Source organism: Eubacterium callanderi (genome assembly GCF_900142645.1).
Classification (GTDB): domain Bacteria; phylum Bacillota; class Clostridia; order Eubacteriales; family Eubacteriaceae; genus Eubacterium; species Eubacterium callanderi.
In genome coordinates this window covers 38,118-56,244 of record NZ_FRBP01000015.1, presented here as the reverse complement: position 1 = coordinate 56,244, position 18,127 = coordinate 38,118, and the positions used below count along the sequence as shown (strand labels likewise).

17 protein-coding genes are annotated in these 18,127 nt (G+C 49.6%); 3 read left to right on the top strand and 14 right to left on the bottom strand.

Going from position 1 to position 18,127, the window contains the following annotated elements; all coding sequences use genetic code 11:
- Positions 1 to 149 precede the first annotated feature (149 nt).
- Positions 150 to 686, top strand: a complete 537-nt coding sequence (locus BUC22_RS18295; protein ID WP_013382703.1) for an ECF transporter S component — start codon at positions 150 to 152, stop codon at positions 684 to 686.
- A 7-nt stretch (positions 687 to 693) separates the two neighbouring features.
- Positions 694 to 1,278 carry a class I SAM-dependent methyltransferase gene (locus BUC22_RS18290; RefSeq protein WP_013382704.1) on the top strand — a complete coding sequence of 195 codons (585 nt, stop codon included), beginning with the start codon at positions 694 to 696 and terminating at the stop codon, positions 1,276 to 1,278.
- Positions 1,279 to 1,315: 37 nt separating this feature from the next.
- Here BUC22_RS18290 and BUC22_RS18285 read toward each other — a convergent pair whose 3' ends face one another.
- The 3 genes from BUC22_RS18285 to BUC22_RS18280 all read right to left on the bottom strand — a co-directional run bounded on the left by BUC22_RS18285 (position 1,316) and on the right by BUC22_RS18280 (position 3,094).
- Positions 1,316 to 1,654, bottom strand: coding sequence for a helix-turn-helix domain-containing protein (locus BUC22_RS18285; RefSeq protein ID WP_013382705.1), 339 nt, complete (start codon positions 1,652 to 1,654; stop codon positions 1,316 to 1,318).
- A gap of 91 nt (positions 1,655 to 1,745) precedes the next feature.
- Entirely contained in the window at positions 1,746 to 1,904 is a 159-nt protein-coding gene (locus tag BUC22_RS22230; RefSeq protein WP_013382706.1) for a hypothetical protein, read from the bottom strand.
- A gap of 149 nt (positions 1,905 to 2,053) precedes the next feature.
- Entirely contained in the window at positions 2,054 to 3,094 is a 1,041-nt protein-coding gene (locus tag BUC22_RS18280; protein ID WP_013382707.1) for a uroporphyrinogen decarboxylase family protein, read from the bottom strand.
- A 275-nt stretch (positions 3,095 to 3,369) separates the two neighbouring features.
- Here BUC22_RS18280 and BUC22_RS18275 point away from each other — a divergent pair, with 275 nt between their 5' ends.
- Positions 3,370 to 3,993 carry a GTP-binding protein gene (locus BUC22_RS18275; protein WP_013382709.1) on the top strand — a complete coding sequence of 208 codons (624 nt, stop codon included), beginning with the start codon at positions 3,370 to 3,372 and terminating at the stop codon, positions 3,991 to 3,993.
- Here BUC22_RS18275 and BUC22_RS18270 read toward each other — a convergent pair.
- The 11 genes from BUC22_RS18270 to BUC22_RS18220 all read right to left on the bottom strand — a co-directional run bounded on the left by BUC22_RS18270 (position 3,954) and on the right by BUC22_RS18220 (position 18,023).
- Complete coding sequence (locus BUC22_RS18270; RefSeq protein ID WP_013382710.1) at positions 3,954 to 4,697, bottom strand: putative ABC transporter permease; 744 nt, start codon at positions 4,695 to 4,697, stop codon at positions 3,954 to 3,956. The genes BUC22_RS18275 and BUC22_RS18270 overlap by 40 nt on opposite strands.
- A gap of 137 nt (positions 4,698 to 4,834) precedes the next feature.
- Complete coding sequence (locus BUC22_RS18265; protein ID WP_050814087.1) at positions 4,835 to 7,174, bottom strand: hybrid sensor histidine kinase/response regulator; 2,340 nt, start codon at positions 7,172 to 7,174, stop codon at positions 4,835 to 4,837.
- Positions 7,175 to 7,341: 167 nt separating this feature from the next.
- A complete protein-coding gene (locus BUC22_RS18260; protein ID WP_013382713.1) occupies positions 7,342 to 8,427 on the bottom strand; it encodes a radical SAM/SPASM domain-containing protein in 1,086 nt (361 codons plus the stop codon).
- On the bottom strand, positions 8,414 to 9,052 hold the full coding sequence (locus BUC22_RS18255; RefSeq protein ID WP_013382714.1) for a TetR/AcrR family transcriptional regulator: 639 nt from the start codon (positions 9,050 to 9,052) through the stop codon (positions 8,414 to 8,416). Before BUC22_RS18255 ends, BUC22_RS18260 begins: the two co-directional genes overlap by 14 nt.
- An 88-nt stretch (positions 9,053 to 9,140) precedes the next feature.
- Positions 9,141 to 9,884 carry an ABC transporter permease gene (locus tag BUC22_RS18250; RefSeq protein WP_041690498.1) on the bottom strand — a complete coding sequence of 248 codons (744 nt, stop codon included), beginning with the start codon at positions 9,882 to 9,884 and terminating at the stop codon, positions 9,141 to 9,143.
- Entirely contained in the window at positions 9,871 to 10,599 is a 729-nt protein-coding gene (locus BUC22_RS18245; RefSeq protein ID WP_013382716.1) for an ABC transporter ATP-binding protein, read from the bottom strand. The genes BUC22_RS18250 and BUC22_RS18245 overlap by 14 nt, the downstream gene beginning before the upstream one ends.
- Positions 10,600 to 10,771: 172 nt before the next feature.
- Complete coding sequence (locus BUC22_RS18240; protein ID WP_013382717.1) at positions 10,772 to 11,686, bottom strand: helix-turn-helix transcriptional regulator; 915 nt, start codon at positions 11,684 to 11,686, stop codon at positions 10,772 to 10,774.
- A 69-nt stretch (positions 11,687 to 11,755) separates the two neighbouring features.
- The gene (locus BUC22_RS18235) at positions 11,756 to 12,619 is read right to left on the bottom strand and encodes a S66 family peptidase (protein WP_073383354.1); all 864 of its coding nucleotides are present in this window, start codon (positions 12,617 to 12,619) and stop codon (positions 11,756 to 11,758) included.
- 117 nt (positions 12,620 to 12,736) lie between these two features.
- Positions 12,737 to 14,776 (bottom strand): copper-translocating P-type ATPase, encoded by a 2,040-nt coding sequence (locus tag BUC22_RS18230; protein WP_013382719.1) that lies wholly within the window; start codon positions 14,774 to 14,776, stop codon positions 12,737 to 12,739.
- Positions 14,777 to 14,830: 54 nt separating this feature from the next.
- Positions 14,831 to 15,514, bottom strand: coding sequence for an ABC transporter ATP-binding protein (locus tag BUC22_RS18225; RefSeq protein ID WP_013382720.1), 684 nt, complete (start codon positions 15,512 to 15,514; stop codon positions 14,831 to 14,833).
- A gap of 10 nt (positions 15,515 to 15,524) precedes the next feature.
- Positions 15,525 to 18,023 carry an FtsX-like permease family protein gene (locus BUC22_RS18220; RefSeq protein WP_013382721.1) on the bottom strand — a complete coding sequence of 833 codons (2,499 nt, stop codon included), beginning with the start codon at positions 18,021 to 18,023 and terminating at the stop codon, positions 15,525 to 15,527.
- Between the last annotated feature and the right edge of the window lie 104 nt (positions 18,024 to 18,127).

The window sequence follows — 18,127 nt, the reverse complement described above, 5'->3', positions numbered from 1 at the left end:
AGCCGTGTTTTTTATTTTTCTACTTGCATTCTTTTCATTTTTATAATAGAATGAAAACAAATAAAGTGGACAACAAACCGGTAAGGTGGTGATTTCTTGAAGGAAATCTCTGTTTTGCCGGTTTTTTTGTTTCTTCAGGAGGTAATATTATGAACCACTCACAAACCAAAAATCTTGTCGGCACAGCCCTCTGCATCGCACTTGGGCTTATACTTCCTCAGGTTTTCCACCTCATTGGTGCAGGGCCTGTCTTTCTCCCCATGCACATCCCTGTGCTGCTTTGCGGCCTGTGCTTCGGCTGGCCCTTTGGCCTGGTCTGCGGCGCTGTCACACCGCTTCTGTCCTCTGTTATGACCGGTATGCCCCCTCTTTTCCCCACCGGTACCGCCATGGTTTTTGAACTGGCCGCCTATGGCGCCTTATCCGGAATTCTATACCGGAAGCTCCGGAAAAACATTTACATTTCACTCATCGCCGCCATGGTTGGCGGCCGCGTAGTCGCCGGTCTCGCCTCAGCAATTTTTTACGGCGTCGCGGGAAAGGCCTATGGTTTTCAGATTTTTCTGACTGGTGCTTTTGTCACAGGACTCCCTGGAATTATTTTGCAGATCCTGATCGTTCCAATTCTTGTTATCGGGCTGGAAAAAGCTATGGTCATATCCAAACCCACAATTTCGAAAGTGTAGGTCTGCCATGAATATTGAAACGACAAAAATCTATTTTGACAACCTTGCTGAAAACTGGGATGACCTGTGCCATCATGACGCGAAAAAGATTGATACAATTGTCAGCCTTGCCCAACTGCCCGAGAACAGCCGGATTCTGGATATCGCCACAGGAACAGGGGTATTGATTCCCCGCCTGCTGGATGCAAACCCACAGGAAATCGTCGCCATTGATCTCTCAAGCCAGATGCTTGCCGTAGCCCGGAAAAAACACCCCGACCCGCGGGTTCACTTCCAGTCTGAAGATTTCTATTGCTTTGAGGATGACAGCTTTGATTTTGCAGTGGCCTACAGCGCTTATCCCCACTTTGAGAATAAATCGCTTTTCTGCGACCGGCTTTCAGCCTGCCTGAAACCCGGCGGACGTTTTATGATCGCCCACAGCGAGAGCCGGGAAACCATCAACGGCCGGCATTCCGGTCAGGAGGTCCGCAAGGTTTCGACCGGTCTCAGAGATGCGCAGTCCGAAAGCCAGATTTTTTCTTCTGCTTTCAATATGGACATTGCCGTCGATACTGCAGCGTTTTATATTCTTTCAGGAACCAAAAAATAAAAAAAGCGCCGGCGTGATCAACTGCGCCGGCGCGGTTTTATTCAACCGGGTCGTGGCTTAAAAGGTATATCGTTAAAATTTCCTGAGCAAACTTGGCCTTTTCAGGCGAGCAACATTCCAGAAGCTCCAGAAGCTCTGTATATTTGACACCTTTATATTCTTTGGGACCGTACAAAATAGCGTCCGAAGACATTTTTAAAACATTACAGAAGCGGTTCAGACTTTTCAGCGAAAATCCCTTTGTTCCGAGTTCAATATCCGCCAGAAAGGTCGGTGTAATTCCAATTTTACGGGCCAGCTCATCACGTGACATGTTTAAAAAAGTACGCTGCTTCCGAATCCGTTGGCCGATCTCTTTATGATTGATTTCATTCATATGATTCCTCTCCCTTAATTTTTAATTTTCCCTATAAATCATTATATACTCTCACCGGATCGTTTGCAAGCGTTTATTATTTATTATACTTTTATTTAATGCAGGGTTTTTCTTTTTTATTTTCAGAAAATAAAAAGCGGCTGCCCCCTCGGCCGCCGCTTTTTATTAGATATCCAATCTCTCTATCAAAAAGAGTACATCTGCTCCACCAGGTACCCATTTCAACCCACTTTGTTGATTTATACATCATTTTACTTACTTCTTTTTTTATATTATAAACATTTTTTTGAAAAGTTCAATATTATATTCAAAAAATTTGATTTTCATTATGCCACTCTGTTGCTTTGTTTGACTATTCACAATAAACATAAAAAAGCAGGCATAACGCCTGCTTTTAGTTTATTCATATCTGCCATATGTCTTGGCGACCTCAACCATGGTTTTCGCGTGCTCAAAATCCATCTGCGCTGGATATTCACAGCCGGTTGCCAGTACAAAGCCACCATCCTTCTTATAAACATCAATCTGTTCCCTGCACTGTTTAATCAGATCTTCCTTGCTGGTGACCATCAGCTCTCCGGGATCAATATGTCCCAGCAGGGTAGTCTGGTGACCATATTTTTCCTTGAGCTCTTCCATGCTTTCACAGTCATCCGGCAGATACAGGAAGGAGATCAGTTCAGGGTGCATCCGTTTGATCTGAACGTCGAAATAAATGCCATCGCCGCAATTGTGGATCATGACCATCTTTCCCGCATCGTGCACCAGCTCTGCCAGTTCTTCGATATACGGCCCTTCAAAATCATCCCACATTTCCTTGCGCATGATGGTTTTAGATGAAAAAAGGGTATCAAACATAATCGCGTCTGCTCCGGCTTCGATTAATGCCCTGCAATATTCTTTGAGCGTGTCGGTAATGGTTCTGAGGGCTTTGTGCACTTTTTCGGGATACATAATCAAATCCATAAACATATAGTCATGTCCCCGGAGCATGCCGAGAATCCCCAGCGGGCCAAAAACAAAGGCCACAATCGGCTTGGTTTCTCCCCTGGCATCCACAAGCTTTTTAGTCATTCGGATCATTTCACTCATGCGCGGCGTCTCCCTGGGGTTGATCACTGGCAGTGTTTCATAATCATTTTCTGATTTCAAAAAGAAATCATTGTGGTCCGGGCAGGCTGCCTGATCTTCGTAATAGATCATCTTCATACCCCAGTCTGCTGCCTCCACAGACAGGTCTACCAGCGTACAGATGCAGTCCACATCCAGCAGATCAGTCGCTTTGATAATGGATTCGGCGCACTTATCTGCATCCTTTGTCCATTCTTCATAGTTACAGCCAATGGTCTGCCGCGACGCGCTGTTGATAAGCGGGTATACCGGCACATGGTCTGCTTCCTTGTGCTGAAGAGTCAGCGTCATTCTTTCTCTCGAATTCATTCTCACATTTCTCCTTGTTCTTTTTGTTTTAGAAATAAAAACTCTAGTCCTTATGAGACTATTATAAGCCCGGCGTTTTTTTAAGTATTGTTTTTAAACCGGTATTTTTGTAAAAAAGCAAGCGATTTCAAGCGCTGCCTCAGCATACTTTTTTCAGAAAAAACACATTTTTGGTAATCTTTTATGCTTTTTTGCACTCTTTTAGCTGATTTTACTTAAAGCTTTTATTCATTTTCAAAATATGCTATTCTAAACACAAAGAAAAGGAGAATATCATGAATACTTTACCGAAGCTTTTCCTTTTTTCAGGCTTTCTGGGCTCAGGGAAAACGACCCTGCTCAACCTTACGGCCCGTTATCTGACTGAAAAAGGGTACAAAATTGCCATGATCATCAACGAGGCTGGAGAAACCGGCGTTGATAACCTGTATATGAAGAAAAAAGGCTATACGGTCAAGGAGCTCTTTGGCGGCTGCATCTGCTGTACACTGGCCCAAAACCTTAAGGAAATGGTTCTGGATTTAAGTGAACATTACAGCCTTAAAGCCATCCTCATGGAGCCCTCTGGCACCGCCAGCCCAAAAGCCCTTTATAAACCGCTGTGTCAGGCCGGCTATACAGGAGATTCCATCCACCACATTTCTATTCTCGATCCTCTGCGGACTGAAATGTTTCTCTCCGTACTGGAGCCGCTCCTTGAAGAATCCCTTCCTCTGGCGGAAGGCATCGTCCAAAATAAAATCGACGCAGCAACTCCCGAGATGCTGCGTTTTTCCGATGAAATCCGAAACCGCTTTAACAGGGCCGCTCCGGTATACCGCATGAATTTACTGGAAGGGCTTTCTGATACTTATTGCGGCTATCTGGATAGTGTGTTTTCTGCGGAGGCATCCTCCTGAAAACCTGCCGGAAAAGTCATATTGGGATAAACCCGCTTCATGAGCCCATCAGGATATTTCTGATCAATCAGAACTGCTGCGGTATTTGACGCAGGGACTCCTCTTGTCCTTTCGGACCATCTCGCCACAGCCAGGCCGGAAACCGCCATGTTAACGATCATAAAGATTACCAGTATCCAGGTCAGGCGGATACCTGTCTTTTTGGGGATTCGTTCAACCCCTCTTGACAGCAGGGGATAAAAAACCTGTATCCACAGAAGCCCAAGGGCCCCCCAGAAAAAGGCGAACATAAGATTTGTTCTCCCGTTAAGGTTCATAAAAGTACCGCTGTATTCCCATGACAATGTGCCAAAGCTCACCTCCTGCACCAGGCTGCAGAGATATTCAACACTGCCGCCCAGCAGCATACTGCCCAAAAATATCCATAGGGGCCCTTTTTTAGAAATCCGCTGAAGTCCAAGTGTCAGCGCCACAGCCCCAAAGCCATATACAGGGTTGAAAGGCCCATACAGAACGCCGCTGCGGCTCTCGATACAGGAGCGTGTCCAGTAACACCAGAGGGTTTCCACCACCACCCCCAGAACACAGCCCAGCAGAAAAATCCAAAACAGCTTGTAAAAACACAGTCCCCGCGCAAAGCCGCTTTCATCCGTTTCTTCCGAAGCTGTCCAATATTTAAAGGTTCTTTTTAGTGTCTGGATCATTGTCTTGGCCTCCCTTGTTTTATAGCTTTATTGTACGCTCAAAAAATAAAGAAAGACCTACTCAATTTCTTAAGAATTATTAAATTAATGTTTAAGCAAAAAAACCGCTGCCTGAAAAGCAGCGGTTTTTTAAAAACTTATATGAATTTTCGTATTTCCCTTAGCACGACTTCCATTTCCAGAGGCTTTGCCAGATGACTGTTCATTCCTGCTTCCCGGGTCGCCTTAACGTCTTCCGTAAAGGCATTGGCTGTCATAGCTAAAATTGGGATTGTGGCAGCATCCGGCCGTTCAAGCTTCCGGATCGCTTTGGTAGCCTCCAGGCCGTCCATCACCGGCATCCGCACATCCATCAGGATCATATCATAATAGCCCTCAGGAGAATTTGAAAAACGGCAGACCGCGCTCTCTCCATCCTCCTCAGTCTCAATATCAAAGCCCTCCATGCCAAAAAGGATTTCAGCAATTTCCAGATTCAGCGGATTATCCTCTACAATCAAAAGCCGTTTGCCTTCAAACCCGCCTTTTGTTTTTTCCGGATCCGCAGTCTTCTTGTTTTCGGAGGAAGCCTCTGGCCAGTTCCCTTCTTCCTGGACAAAGGGCAGCTCAACTGTAAAGCAGGTTCCTTTACCCAGTTCACTGGAGATGGAAATACTCCCGCCCATCAGGTGCACAAGGTTCCGGGTAATGGAAAGCCCCAGACCTGTTCCCTCCTGCCTTTTTTCCTCTTTTCTTTCATCCTGCCTGAAGGGCTCATATATGTGCTTCAGAAACGCTTCGGACATACCGATACCATTATCCTCTACCTCAAACCGCATCACGCTCTTCTTGCCCTTTTTGCGGTCTTCATTAACCCGGAGGGTAATCTTACCACCGTCAGGCGTATACTTTACTGCGTTGCTGAGCAGATTCATCAAAATCTGATTAAGGCGCAGGCTGTCGCCATAGTACTCTGCCTCCATATGCGCGGGCATGAGCACACTGAACTGCTGCCCTTTTTCTCTGGCCTGTGCGTCAATAATGACTTCCAGCTCCCGCAGAAGGGCGCACAGGTCAAAGGGCTCACGGATGATGCTCATTTTTCCGCTTTCAATCTTCGACATATCCAGGATATCATTGATCAGAGCCAGCAGGAAATGGGCCGAAGCCTGAATTTTATGAATACAGTCTTCTGTTTTTACAGTGTCGCGAATATTGGCCTCCGCAATGGACGCCATACCGATAATAGCGTTCATTGGTGTCCGGATATCATGGGACATTCTGGACAGAAAATCCGATTTTGCATTGTTTGCCTGCTCCGCCAGATTTAACGCATCCAGAAGAGCGGCGCGTTTCCGTTCCTCCTCCTTTCGGATATCATCTACATCCCGGAAGGTCAGCACCACAGTTCTTTCTCCCACAGCCGCGCTTATTACCAAAATACCAATCATTTCAGTCCAGCGGTAAACCCCGTCCGGCGCCAGTCTCCGCAATTCCCGGACAATCACCGTTTCCCCGGCCGCTACACTTTCTCTAATACTTTCGAGCGAAAAAGCCTTCCGGAACATTTCACGGTCATCGGGATGTATCAGAGCATTGCAATACTCAATATTCTGGGAATCAAAATCGCCCTGCACCGGAAACTCTGGAAAAGAATTGTCAAACTTAGCGGTTGTGTAGGTGCCGTCCTCCAGATTGAGAAGCATACACTCCCCAAAAAGCGTGGTGACGCCGGCGTTAAAAGCTTCCCATTCCTGCTCCAGGCGTTTCCGGCTGTCTATCTGGGAAAGCATCAAAATCGCCTTCCCTTTTTCTGCAGCACTGCCGACACGAAGCAGCAATGTATTCATCCAGTGGTATGTACCGTCCTCGTCCTTCTGCCTGAAATCAAGCTGCAGTTCCCGTTTTCCATTTTCAAAAGCTTTAAGGACATTTTGACGGCCAAAGGTTTCTCTCAAAGCGCTGCTGTAGGAAGGGTGGGTAGATCGGATTCCCTGCTCCAGCAGATCATCATAACATCCGTACTCGCCCTCGGGAAACCAGTTGCTCTCATCACAGCCGATGATCTCATAGGTATTCCGGCATAAATCCACAGAAATAATCAGTCCATAAACCTTGAGCGCCGCCGCTGCAAGATAATCTCTTCTCTCCTCTGCCCTTCGTTCTGTTTCAGTTAAAATATGCGGTGTTACAGAGATCAATACAGCCGGTATTTTATCCTCCCACATCATTTTTGAAGCAGAGATGTCCACCACCTCGCCAAAGGGGTCATTGTAATTGATGGTGCTGTTCTGATCCTTGTCTTCAAGACCCGGGAGCGGACAGTTTGCGCAGGTACCAGCCCACAGCTCATGGCAGACTGATCCAATTCTGGCGTCTGGTGTGACTTCCTTTACCCGGTCATTAAAATATAATATTCGATGATCATCCTGACGAATCACATAGATCGCTGTTCCACTCAGGTTATTAAGAATGGATTCAATGGTATTTTGTGTCATACTGCTCCCCTCCTTTTTAACGGCACTGTCTTTTCTGAAAATTTTATACTTATTATGATTTATTATACGCATATTATCAAGAATTGACAAGCATTCAGCGCTTTCTTAACATGACAAAAAATAAAGAAAACAGCGAAGCTCCATGAAACCGCTGCTTTCTTTTAAGCTCACTTTAAAAGAGCCTGCACCTGCGCCCGCTTCTGGAAAAGCGCGCACCCGCCGTCGTGCTCGCCGCCCACCAGCGATTCCTGCTGCAGACGGGCAAAAAACGGTGAGTCCAGCACCTCCAGCAGTGTGTGCTCTCTCAGGCTTCTGTCCGAATAGGGCGAAAATGGGCAGGCCTCTGCCGCGCCATAAGCGTTGATATGAAAAAATCCCCGTCCGGCTGCCAGACAGCCGCCCATATGCTTTTCATCACCAGGAAACGACAGAAAGATCATCTCCGGGAAGGCTTCCCTCAGCGCTGCCTGCCGCCGCTCTAAAATGACCCGCTCAGCTTCCGAAGGAGCCAACAGCTCGCTGCTCTCCTCCACTGGTACATATTCCACAAAGAAAGCGAGCCTGCAGCCATGGCTGTCGAGCTTTTTAATAAAAGCGTCACCAGTAACTGTATGGAAATTTTCAGTGGTGACCGTGATGGACACGCCAAAGAGGAGGCCTCTTTCTCTAAGACGCTCCATAACCTCCTGAACCGCCCTGTATGTTCCCTCACCGCGGCGGTCATCGGTCTGTGCCTTGCCGCCCTCAATACTGATAACTGGTATCAGATGCCGGTTCTTTTCAAAAAAATCCGCTGTTTTTTCATCAATCAACAGGCCATTGGTAAAAACAGGAAAGACCATCTCCTTTACACAGGCAGCCGCCTCCAGTACATCCCGCCGCATAAGCGGCTCCCCTCCTGCCAGCAGATTAAAAGAAACACCGATCCCGGCGGCTTCCTCAAATATTTTCTGCCATTCCTCAGCGGTCAGCGCTTTTTCTTCGCCGGCGCTGCAGATACCGTTTGCCCGGGCATAACAGCCCTTACAGTGAAGATTACACTCTGTGGCAATGCTGGAGATCAAAAACGGCGGAATATGGCGCCCCTGTTTTTCAGCAGTTTCGCGTTTCTTCATGGCCCGCACAAGCCTGTCCCGAAGCTTTAAAATAAAAGCTGTCTCCCTCGGATTTTTAAGGGTTCCTCTCACAACACTGGCGGCCAGATTCTCAATGGCACGGTTCATATACCGGGTAAGCTCACTATTCTGCTTCATGACGCTTCACCCGCACATCATAGAGTGCTGCAAACTGCCGGACATGCCTCTCCAGTATCTGAAGCACTGCTTTCATATCTGTAACCCCAGGCTCAAACTGGTTGAAAAGCATGTAAATGGGGCTGTAGAACTGCAGCGCGGCCATTTTGGGATCTGACCTGACAAAATAACCGTTGTCGATCATCCAGCCAAAGAGCTGCGCCTGATAGTCGAGGGCGCCGTCAATAAACATTTTCTGGTAAATGGCCTGAACCTTCTCATTGTTAAAACGCTCAATGGACAGCATCCTGAAAAATTTAAAAAAGTAATCATCCGAGAGATAACGCTCTACTGATGCCAGCACCATCTCGACCAGACTGTCAATAGTTTTTATGTAGGCCATGTTCTCAATGATGTTTCCCTCAAGATGCTTCGGCGAAGCAAACTGGCTGAAAAAAGCATCTGACCGGGTATCATAGGTCTCCACAAGCGCGTCAAAAATGGCCTGCTTCCCCTTATAATGATTGTAGATGGAGCTTTCCTTGATGCCGGCGGCCCTGGCAATGTCCCGGACCGAGACGGCGCTGTAGCCCTTTGAGCTGAACAGTGTCAGCGCTTCGCAGGCAATCCTTTCCTTGGTGTTCATAATCCTTCTCCTCAATAAAAAACTAACGATCGTTCGTTTTTTATTATACGCGAACGATCGTTAGTTTGTCAATAAACCTTAAGGAATTTTATTCCCATCTGAAAAAACGGATGGATACAACAACGCAGATGACTGCCAGGATAACCATCACCGCAACCGGCACCGCGGCGTTTTCGATGGGCAGCCCCAGCGCGGCGTTTTTCATGAGCTTCACCCCCTGGGTCAGAGGCATGATGTCCGCCACATGCTGCAGAGCCGGGGGCATAACCTCATAGGGCAGCGTTGCGCCGGAAAAAATCAGCATCGGAAAATAAAGAACCGTGCACAGAAGGTTAGCTGTCTTGATATTTCCAGCCACGCTTGCCACCAGCATTCCCAGGCTGTAGATGGAGACTGTGACGAGCAGAAAGGACAAACCAAAATAAAGGAAGGAGCCTCCCTCCCATCCGCCGCCAAACATCCGGCAAATTCCATAGACCATTGCCATGGCCGCGAGGGCGTAAACAAAATTGACAGCCACCTGCACAAAGAGCAGCATTCCCGGACTGACGGGCGTTACCTCAAAGCGCTTAAGTATTTTTCGATGCCGGTAATCTGCCAAAGCCAGAGGCAGCCCCATCAGACCTGTGGCGCAGATACCAATGCCGGAGAGTGCCCCGAAGGATTGAGCCATAAACGAATAACCTGCTCCGTCAAATGCGGGCTTTGCTCCGTAGATGACACCGATAATCACAGCCACAACAGCCGGCGAAAAAAGGCCGAAAAGCACCAGGTTCATAGCCCTGACGGAAAGCTTGAACTCAATCCAGAATAAACTTTTAAACGCACGCATCATCGTCACCTCCCGTATACCAGAGATAAGCCTCCTCAAAGCAGCTGCAGGGGCTTCCCTCTGTTATCTCTTCGATGGTTCCGCAGATCTGGGGCTCTCCCTTTTTCAGAATTAATGCCCGGTCACACAAAACCTCCACTTCATCCATAAAATGAGAGGTCAGCACAATGGTCAGACCGCCCTTTTTCAATTCCTTCAGATACTGCCAGACCTCCCGGCGTGCCCGGGTGTCCAGCCCGGTTGTCAGTTCATCCAGAAATACCAGCTCAGGGTTGGGGATCAGGGCCAGCAGTACGGAGAGACGCTGGCGCTCTCCGCCGGACAGCTGGCTTACCTCCTGCTTTTCAAGCCCCTGTATGTCAAATACCGCGAGCAGTCTCTGCCAGTCTGCGGGTTTTCTGTAAAGAGCGGCTGTCATCCGGCAGACCTCTTCCACCCGAATTTTATCCTGATAGCCTGTCTCCTGAAACTGAACGCCAACCCGTTCAAAAAGTGTTTTTCTCCCCTCAGACGGGTTTATTCCCAAAATTTCCACAGTTCCGGCGCTTGCTTTCTTCACGCCCAGCATACACTCAATACTGGTGCTCTTCCCCGCGCCGTTTGGGCCGAGGAGTCCAAAGACCTCTCCCCGGGCTACGCTCAGGCTCAGGCCGCTTACTGCCGCCACACTGCCGTAGCTTTTACTCAGGTTCTGCACCTGTAAAACCTTTTCCATTCCTGCACCTCCTTTTTATCTCTGCCAGGAAATTATACATTACAGGCAATGAAAAGGCTTGACCGCGCTTGCGAAAAGCAGACTTATCCACAAAAGTGCTGAAAACCCTCCACATATCCACAGCCTTTCCCAATAAAAAAAGCGGCCAACGCCGCTTAATCTGATCATCTTCTCAATTATCCATCGCCCTTACCGGACGGGCCTCAATATATCCACGGTATCCCTGGGGCTCCAGCTGAAAACGCGGACCATCATTATCTGCCCACTCGAAGCCGTAGAGCTCAGGCTCATAACTGTCGATTACTGCCTCAATATCCTTGACCGCCTGATAAAACTTTTCATCCTCAAAAGGCTCTCCCTGAAAGACCATCATTTTACAGGGGGGCAGCTCTATCAAGTCAAAGCCCTCAGCCACCGGCCCGTCATAATCCACAGGAAGCTCCACCCCCTGTGCATAACGCCCGGTATCCGCGGGGCGGAAGCATTCAGGCATCCACAGTCCCACCGGCTCGTACAAGGCCTCCTTGACACTGCACAGCACGCCCCAGATATCGCAGCCAACCTCCTCGCAATAGGCAAAGTACTCTCCGGCCGATTTTGCCCACTTAACCATCAGCTTACGGGCAGGCCTTTCAATAACCTGGACAAAAACTGTGTCGATCTGTTTTTCATAAATTTTCATGCGTTCTTCTCCCTCCTTCATGGTGAGATACCAGTCCTTCACCGGATCTGGCATAAACAGCTTGATCGGCGGAGGATTCTTGCTGTAGCGGCGGGGTGTAATGCCAAAGGCCTTTGAAAAGGCCCGGGTAAACCCTTCATGGCTGTCAAAGACAAAATCCAGAGCCACATCCACCACCTTCACCTTTTCTTCGTCCCGCAGCTTAAGGGCTGCCTGGCTCAGACGCAGGGCCCGGATGTAGTCGAAGGGGGATTTACCCGTCAGCTCTTTAAAAATCCTGGAGCAGTGGAAGGGTGAATAGCCCGCACAGTCCGCCAGCGCTTTCAGTGTGATGGCCTCTGTCATATGATTTTTGATGTAATCCTGCATTCTCTGGACTGCCATTACTTTTTCTTCCCGTTTCATCAGCTCACCTCCGTTTTACCAGTATAGCCCTGTTTCTCAGGAGATTCTTGACCGCATTTGCGAAAATCTTTAATTTGCTTCAAGCGTCAGCGGCATACCGATCACAATGGCTCTGGAATCTGGCCCATGACCAATTTCTCTGGTTTTGACAATGGGCATCGCCTCGTTTCGGACAACCTCTTTCACAAGGTCTCCGATCTCAGGTTTTTCTTCTGCCTCCTCCATCTTTGTGAAACTTCCTAAAATAATTCCGTTTATCTTGTCAAAAACGCCCATCTGGCGATACTGATTGAGCAGTGAAACCATCCGGTCTGCGCCGCCGCTGTAGCTCTCCAGGAAAAGCAGTTTTTCTGAAAAATCCGGCAGATAGGGCGTTCCTGCAAGCTTCAGGAAGCAGCGGATATTGCCGCCGACCACCACGCCCTCCATACGGCTGCCCTGCAGAAACGCATAGTCAAAGTCGAACAGGGCCCGCCCGTCCTGGAAAAGGGAGTCCTTAAAGCGGCTGAGCTGTTCGATCCGGAAGTCATAGATCAGGTTTCTGATCTGGTAGAGATAACCGGGATGGCCGGTCTCCTTATAGATGGCGTTGATCACAGCCGTCACATCGCTGTAGCCAAAGAAGGGCTTGGCATTATCCTTAAGCACCTGGTAGTCCAGATATTCCAGTACCTCATTGGCCAGATCTCCGCCCGAGAGATCAAAAATCGCTTTAATCCCATTGTCACTGTAAAAATCCATCAGCGCTCTGGCCTTTTCCTGAGCCGTTCCACTGAAAAAACGTGATTTTTCAAAAATATAAGGACTGCAGACGGGGTCCAGGCCTGCCTGTCTCAGGGTTTCAAGTAGTTTTTCCACATGGGTCCGGTTAGCTGCGGGCTGCGCGTTAGAACAGGCCACAATGCCAACTTTATCTCCATCTTTCAGTTTCATTTGTATTGCTCCCTTCGTCAGAAAATTTGTCCGCCGCCTGGCGCTGTGCCTTTACGAGGACATCTTATTTCCATTATAGTATGAACCCTGTTCTTTGTCTATTGTTAAGTTTTTGACTTATTTTTCCGGCAATTTCAGCAGACGCGCGTTAATGGCAACAATGATGGTGCTCAGCGACATCAGCACTGCCCCTGCCGCCGGGCTGATGACCACGCCCTGGTAATAGAGCACACCCGCGGCCAGCGGCAGAGCGACCACATTATAGGCTGTGGCCCAGATCAGATTCTGCACCATTTTCTTAAAAGTCGCACGCGAAAGCCTCAGAATGCTGACCACATCCAGAGGATTACTCTTGACCAGAATAACATCAGCGGTTTCAATGGCCACGCTGGTTCCGGCACCGATGGCAATACCGAGATCTGCCTTCGCCAGAGAAGGCGCGTCATTGACCCCGTCACCAGTCATGGCAACCCTGCGCCCGTCGCGGTGAAGCGCATCAATCTTCGACGCCTTATCCCCCGGAAGCACCTCCGCAAACACTTTACTGATGTCCAGCTGCCGAGCCGCGTAGTCTGCTGCCCGCTGGTTGTCTCCAGTAAGCATAATGGAAGTCACACCCATCTGCTTCAGCTCATCCACTGCTTCCTTCGCTGTGGGGCGCACCACGTCGGATAAAGCGATAAAGCCCAGCAGCTTGCTGCCGCGAAGAATAAACACAACGGTTTTTCCTTCTTTGGCAAGATGGCTGTAGGTTTTCTCATCAAACGCAATACCCTCACGCTTCAGATAGCCTGGGCTGACAATCTTGACAGGCCGTCCATCCACGCTAGCCCGCAGCCCTTCGCCAGTCAGGTTCTGATAATCTGTGACCCTGAGCGCCGCCAGCTTCCTGCCCTTTCCTGCTTCCACAATTCCTCTGGCAATGGGGTGCTCCGAATTTGCCTCTACCGAGGCGGCAATGGCCAGAAGCTCATCCTGTGAAACACAGTCGGCCTGTATATCAGTTACGCCAAAACTGCCTTCTGTCAGTGTACCGGTTTTGTCGAACACCACCGTATCCAGATTTCGGGCATTTTCAAAGGCGGCACGGTTGCGGATCAGCAGTCCGTTTTTTGCCGCGAGGCTGGTCGATACTGAGGTTACCAGCGGCATGGCAAGACCAAGGGCGTGCGGACAGCAGATGATAATGACCGTCACTGCCCGGGTAACAGCAAAATTCAGGTTTCCCTCAATGGCCATCCATGAAACAAAGGTAATAATGCCAGTGACCAGCGCGATATAGAAGAGCCATTTGGCCGCCCTGTCCGCCAGCCGCTGGGTATTGGATTTGGAGGCCTGGGCATCCCGAACCAAACGGATCACCTGGGATAAAAAGGTTTCATCCCCGACATGGCTCACCTTAAATTTTAAAATCCCGTCGCCGTTGACAGAGCCGCCGATCACCTCATCACCCTTCCCTTTTTCAACGGGTACAGCTTCTCCTGTGATCATGGCCTCATTGACCTCTGAGCCTCCTTCATACACAACACCGTCAATAGGGATTTTTTCCCCGGGCTTCACAAGGACTGTCTGTCCGGTTTTCAGGCTGCTGACCGGCATATCCATGGTCTCGCCGTTATCCATAATCATATGGGCGTTTTCAGGCATGAGCCTGGCAAGCTCCTCCAAAGCCTTAGACGCACCCATCACTGAGCGCATCTCAATCCAGTGGCCGAGCAGCATAATGACAATCAGGCTCGCCAGCTCCCAGAAAAAGTCTGAGCCCTGCACACCAAATACCGTTGCCGCACTGTAGACATAGGCGACAATGATCGCCAGGGCAATCAAAGTCATCATGGCTGGAGATCTTCGTTTCAGTTCATCCTTGGCACCCTTGAGAAAAGGCCAGCCGCCGTAAAAAAACAAAAACGTTGACAGGACCAGCAGGACATAAGAATCCCCTGGAAAACGCCAGTCAACGCCTAAAAACATCTGTATCATAGGTGAAAGAATCATAATGGGAATCATCACAGTCAGAGACACCCAGAACCGTCTCTTGAAATCCTGAACCATCATGGCGTGGTGATCCATGCCGCCCATTTGCACAGACGAGTGATCCATTTCGCCCATTCCCTCCATGATGTGGTTATGCTCCATTGTATGATGTGTATCGTTCATGGTACCGCTCCTTTTTTAGAAGGTATATACCCTGAATTTTGGTTTCACATCATTTCACACAATTCGCCCGTCCCTTACCACCACTGTCCGGCTGCCGCACTCTGCCGAATCGGCAGAGTGCGTGACCATAAGGATCGTCACGCCCCTTTCTCGGTTGATGCGCTGCAAAAGCGTCATGATCTCCCAGCCGGTCTTGCTGTCAAGGTTGCCGGTAGGCTCATCGGCGAACAGAATTTCCGGGTCGTTGACCAGCGCACGGGCAATGGCGACACGCTGCTGCTGACCGCCGGAAAGCTCACGCGGTGTGTGCTTTCTGCGGTCCGTAAGCCCCACGATTTCCAGGAGCTCGTCAAGCCGGGGCTGTAAGGCCCGGCGGCTCTTACCGTCCAAAAGCACAGGCAGCAGAATATTTTCCTCAACCGTCAGATTGGGTATCAGGTTATAAAACTGAAAGACAAAACCAATATCTCTGCGGCGCATCAGGCTTTTCCGCTTGTCATCCCACTGTGAGATATCCTGCCCCTGCAGGATAACACTGCCGTCTGTGGGCTCATCAAGCCCTCCCAAAATATAGAGCAGCGTGCTTTTTCCAGAGCCTGACGGGCCCATGATGGATACAAATTCGCCCCGATATATTTCCAGGGAAATATTTTTCAGAACCGAAGCCGTCACTTCACCCATTTGGTAATCCTTAATGATATTGCGGGCTTCCACTGCTGTTTTCATCATATGCTTCATTTTTTCTCCTTTACTCACATTTAATTTCTTTAACCAGTTCCATCTTTGACCCTTTAATCACCGGAACCACTGCCCCGGCCAAATTGATGAGGACTCCCGCCAGTCCGGCCGCCAGGAATACCTTTATATCCAGAGTTGGCGTCATGGCAATCTGTGGCCCCGCCACCAGAAAGATGGTTTGGATCAACAGCCATGACACCAGCACTCCGATAACCGCTCCGATAATGCCTGAGGAAAAACCTTCCAGAAGCGTCATTTTAACATTCTGTCCATTACTCATCCCCACAGATTTATACATGGCAATGGTGCGCCGCCTCTGCAGATAATTGATGAGCAGATTATTGATCACCCCTGTGCCTGCAAGAAACAAAATAAAATAGGTCAGCTTGTGCATAGGTGAGAGAAAAGCGCTGACCACACTCATAGCGTCCTGGTTAAACTCCTCAACCGTCCGGCTCCAGTTTTCCTTTTCGCCGAAAAGGCTGCGGATACGGATCATCGCCGCTTCGGGATCGTCGGCGGTGTAAGCCAGAAAGCCATATTCTGACTGGCCGAAATCCACCACGGCGCAGGCCGCCGGAATCACTGCCTGAGCGTCGTCCGCCCGGGACTCCATGCTGCCAATCACCCTGTAATCAAAGGCCTGTCCATTCATCGACAGCTCAATGGTATCGCCAATCCCGAGGCCGCGCTGCTTCATGGTTTCTCTATTTAAAAGAACCACTCTGGCCAGTCCAAATTCAGACAAAGCGGAATTCTCCGCCGCCGCGTCAGGATATTTGACAGCAAGCATGGTATTATACTGCTCCAGATCCTCCACAGCCTCCAGGCGGTCAAAGAGAACACCGCTGCTTTCGACCGCTCCATTCATAACATACATGGGCATAACCTCCCGGACGCCGTCAATCTCCTGTACCTCTTTAACAAACTCTGGTGTCATCCGCGCGTCGGCAAAGCCGTCAAGCGCTGCACCGTTAAACACATCGCCGATATACTGGTTTACAAAGCTCCCCACCACACTGATAGCGATGACGGCCGAAAGGCTGATGAACAGCAGGGTAATATTCTGATGGACATTGCGGTTATTCCGAAGGTTTCGGGCTGCCAGCATTCCCTCATTTCCAAAGCAGCAGCCATATATCCTCTCCATAACCCAGGCGGCCCCGTCCGCCACTGGCGGGATCATCAAAATCGCTGCGGCAAGAATGCCCAGCAGCGAGAGTCCACCGGCCAGAAACATCGCTTTATCCCCAAGGAGCAGCATCTGCGGCGCGGCGATGGAAATCACCAGCAGCATCGTACCCGCCGCCAGACGTGCCCTTGTTGAGACCCGCTTCTGTTCCACGTTTCCGAGCACGACCTCCTTGACCGGCAGCCTGCTGGCGCGGCGTACAGGGATGTATGCGCTGAACAGGGACACCAGCACTGCCACAGCAGAGGACAACAGCACATTGAGCGGCGGCACCACCATGGGTATGGTGATCCCTTGGGAAAGGGAATCCCCCAGGCCCTGGAGCAGCACTCCCAATACCGCCGCTCCCACTGGAATCGCAATGACAATACTCAAAATGCCATAGACCAGGCTTTCCATCAGCAATATCCCTGTGACTGCCCGCCTGGTGGCGCCGATACTCCTGAAAGTTCCAATGACTGGAAGCCGCTCCAGGGTAATCACCTGGTAACTGCTGAAAATAATAAACACGCTCATAACCAGGGAAAAAAAGCTGATCAGGAAAAACGGCATGGATTTTTGCCGGGCGTCGGCCTGTACCTGGGCTTCATCATAGGTTTTTTCAACTGTGTACTGTGCACCGGGCAGAGCCGCAGAGAGCGAATCCGTTAGCTGTTCTGCTGACACACCCTCTGCAGGGGCCACCAGTATCCGGCTGTAACCTGCTGCCACTCCGTCCAGCTCTCTCAGAAATTCCTCAGAGACGAGGGCATTAAAGCCCCGTGTATTTCTTAAAAACACCGTGTCATAGGCCGCAACAGCCGCGACGTGAAATGTTCTTTTTTCCCCGCCAATCTCAAGGCTTAAGGTATCGCCAGCCTTCATCGGATATTTTGAGGTGAATTTTTCCGGCAAAACAATTTCATCTTCCTTAAGTGGACTGAGCTTTTCGCCACTTAGCAGACGCGGCTCATTGATGGCAGACAAATCCTCCAGATCTGCGGCCAGCAGATCAAAATTCTCATAGTAGCCCTCCTCGCTGTAAAGTCCTTTGGTCTCAAGTATCCCCACAGTCCTGCCGATCGCCGGTAAATCGGGAACCGCTTCCTCCCTTATCTTTACCGGGCTGCCACCCTCACCTGTCCGGGCTGCTACAGCCACAGCCGCGCTCCCGGCCATCCCCTTTGCCATTTTGCGCTGAGCGGCCTCGTAGGAATCGCCAATGCACAACGAGACAAAGAGCAGCACTGCTGAGAGCACAATGGACAGCAGCATAACTGCTGTCCGCAGCTTCCGCTCACGGATATTGTTTAAAATATACCTGAATATAATTTTCAAAAGCTCACCTGCTTTCCTGAATTTTGCCGCACGAAAAAACCGGCGGCTTACGCTAAGAATAAACCGCCGGCCTTACGCCTGCTTTCAACAAATCTTATTTTAAT

Bases quoted from the DNA above. Each gene is read 5' to 3' on its own strand.
- BUC22_RS18295 (WP_013382703.1), top strand. From the start codon at position 150: ATGAACCACTCACAAACCAAAAATCTTGTCGGCACAGCCCTCTGCATC.
- BUC22_RS18290 (WP_013382704.1), top strand. From the start codon at position 694: ATGAATATTGAAACGACAAAAATCTATTTTGACAACCTTGCTGAAAAC.
- BUC22_RS18285 (WP_013382705.1), bottom strand. From the start codon at position 1,654: ATGAATGAAATCAATCATAAAGAGATCGGCCAACGGATTCGGAAGCAG.
- BUC22_RS22230 (WP_013382706.1), bottom strand. From the start codon at position 1,904: ATGATGTATAAATCAACAAAGTGGGTTGAAATGGGTACCTGGTGGAGC.
- BUC22_RS18280 (WP_013382707.1), bottom strand. From the start codon at position 3,094: ATGAATTCGAGAGAAAGAATGACGCTGACTCTTCAGCACAAGGAAGCA.
- BUC22_RS18275 (WP_013382709.1), top strand. From the start codon at position 3,370: ATGAATACTTTACCGAAGCTTTTCCTTTTTTCAGGCTTTCTGGGCTCA.
- BUC22_RS18270 (WP_013382710.1), bottom strand. From the start codon at position 4,697: ATGATCCAGACACTAAAAAGAACCTTTAAATATTGGACAGCTTCGGAA.
- BUC22_RS18265 (WP_050814087.1), bottom strand. From the start codon at position 7,174: ATGACACAAAATACCATTGAATCCATTCTTAATAACCTGAGTGGAACA.
- BUC22_RS18260 (WP_013382713.1), bottom strand. From the start codon at position 8,427: ATGAAGCAGAATAGTGAGCTTACCCGGTATATGAACCGTGCCATTGAG.
- BUC22_RS18255 (WP_013382714.1), bottom strand. From the start codon at position 9,052: ATGAACACCAAGGAAAGGATTGCCTGCGAAGCGCTGACACTGTTCAGC.
- BUC22_RS18250 (WP_041690498.1), bottom strand. From the start codon at position 9,884: ATGCGTGCGTTTAAAAGTTTATTCTGGATTGAGTTCAAGCTTTCCGTC.
- BUC22_RS18245 (WP_013382716.1), bottom strand. From the start codon at position 10,599: ATGGAAAAGGTTTTACAGGTGCAGAACCTGAGTAAAAGCTACGGCAGT.
- BUC22_RS18240 (WP_013382717.1), bottom strand. From the start codon at position 11,686: ATGAAACGGGAAGAAAAAGTAATGGCAGTCCAGAGAATGCAGGATTAC.
- BUC22_RS18235 (WP_073383354.1), bottom strand. From the start codon at position 12,619: ATGAAACTGAAAGATGGAGATAAAGTTGGCATTGTGGCCTGTTCTAAC.
- BUC22_RS18230 (WP_013382719.1), bottom strand. From the start codon at position 14,776: ATGAACGATACACATCATACAATGGAGCATAACCACATCATGGAGGGA.
- BUC22_RS18225 (WP_013382720.1), bottom strand. From the start codon at position 15,514: ATGAAGCATATGATGAAAACAGCAGTGGAAGCCCGCAATATCATTAAG.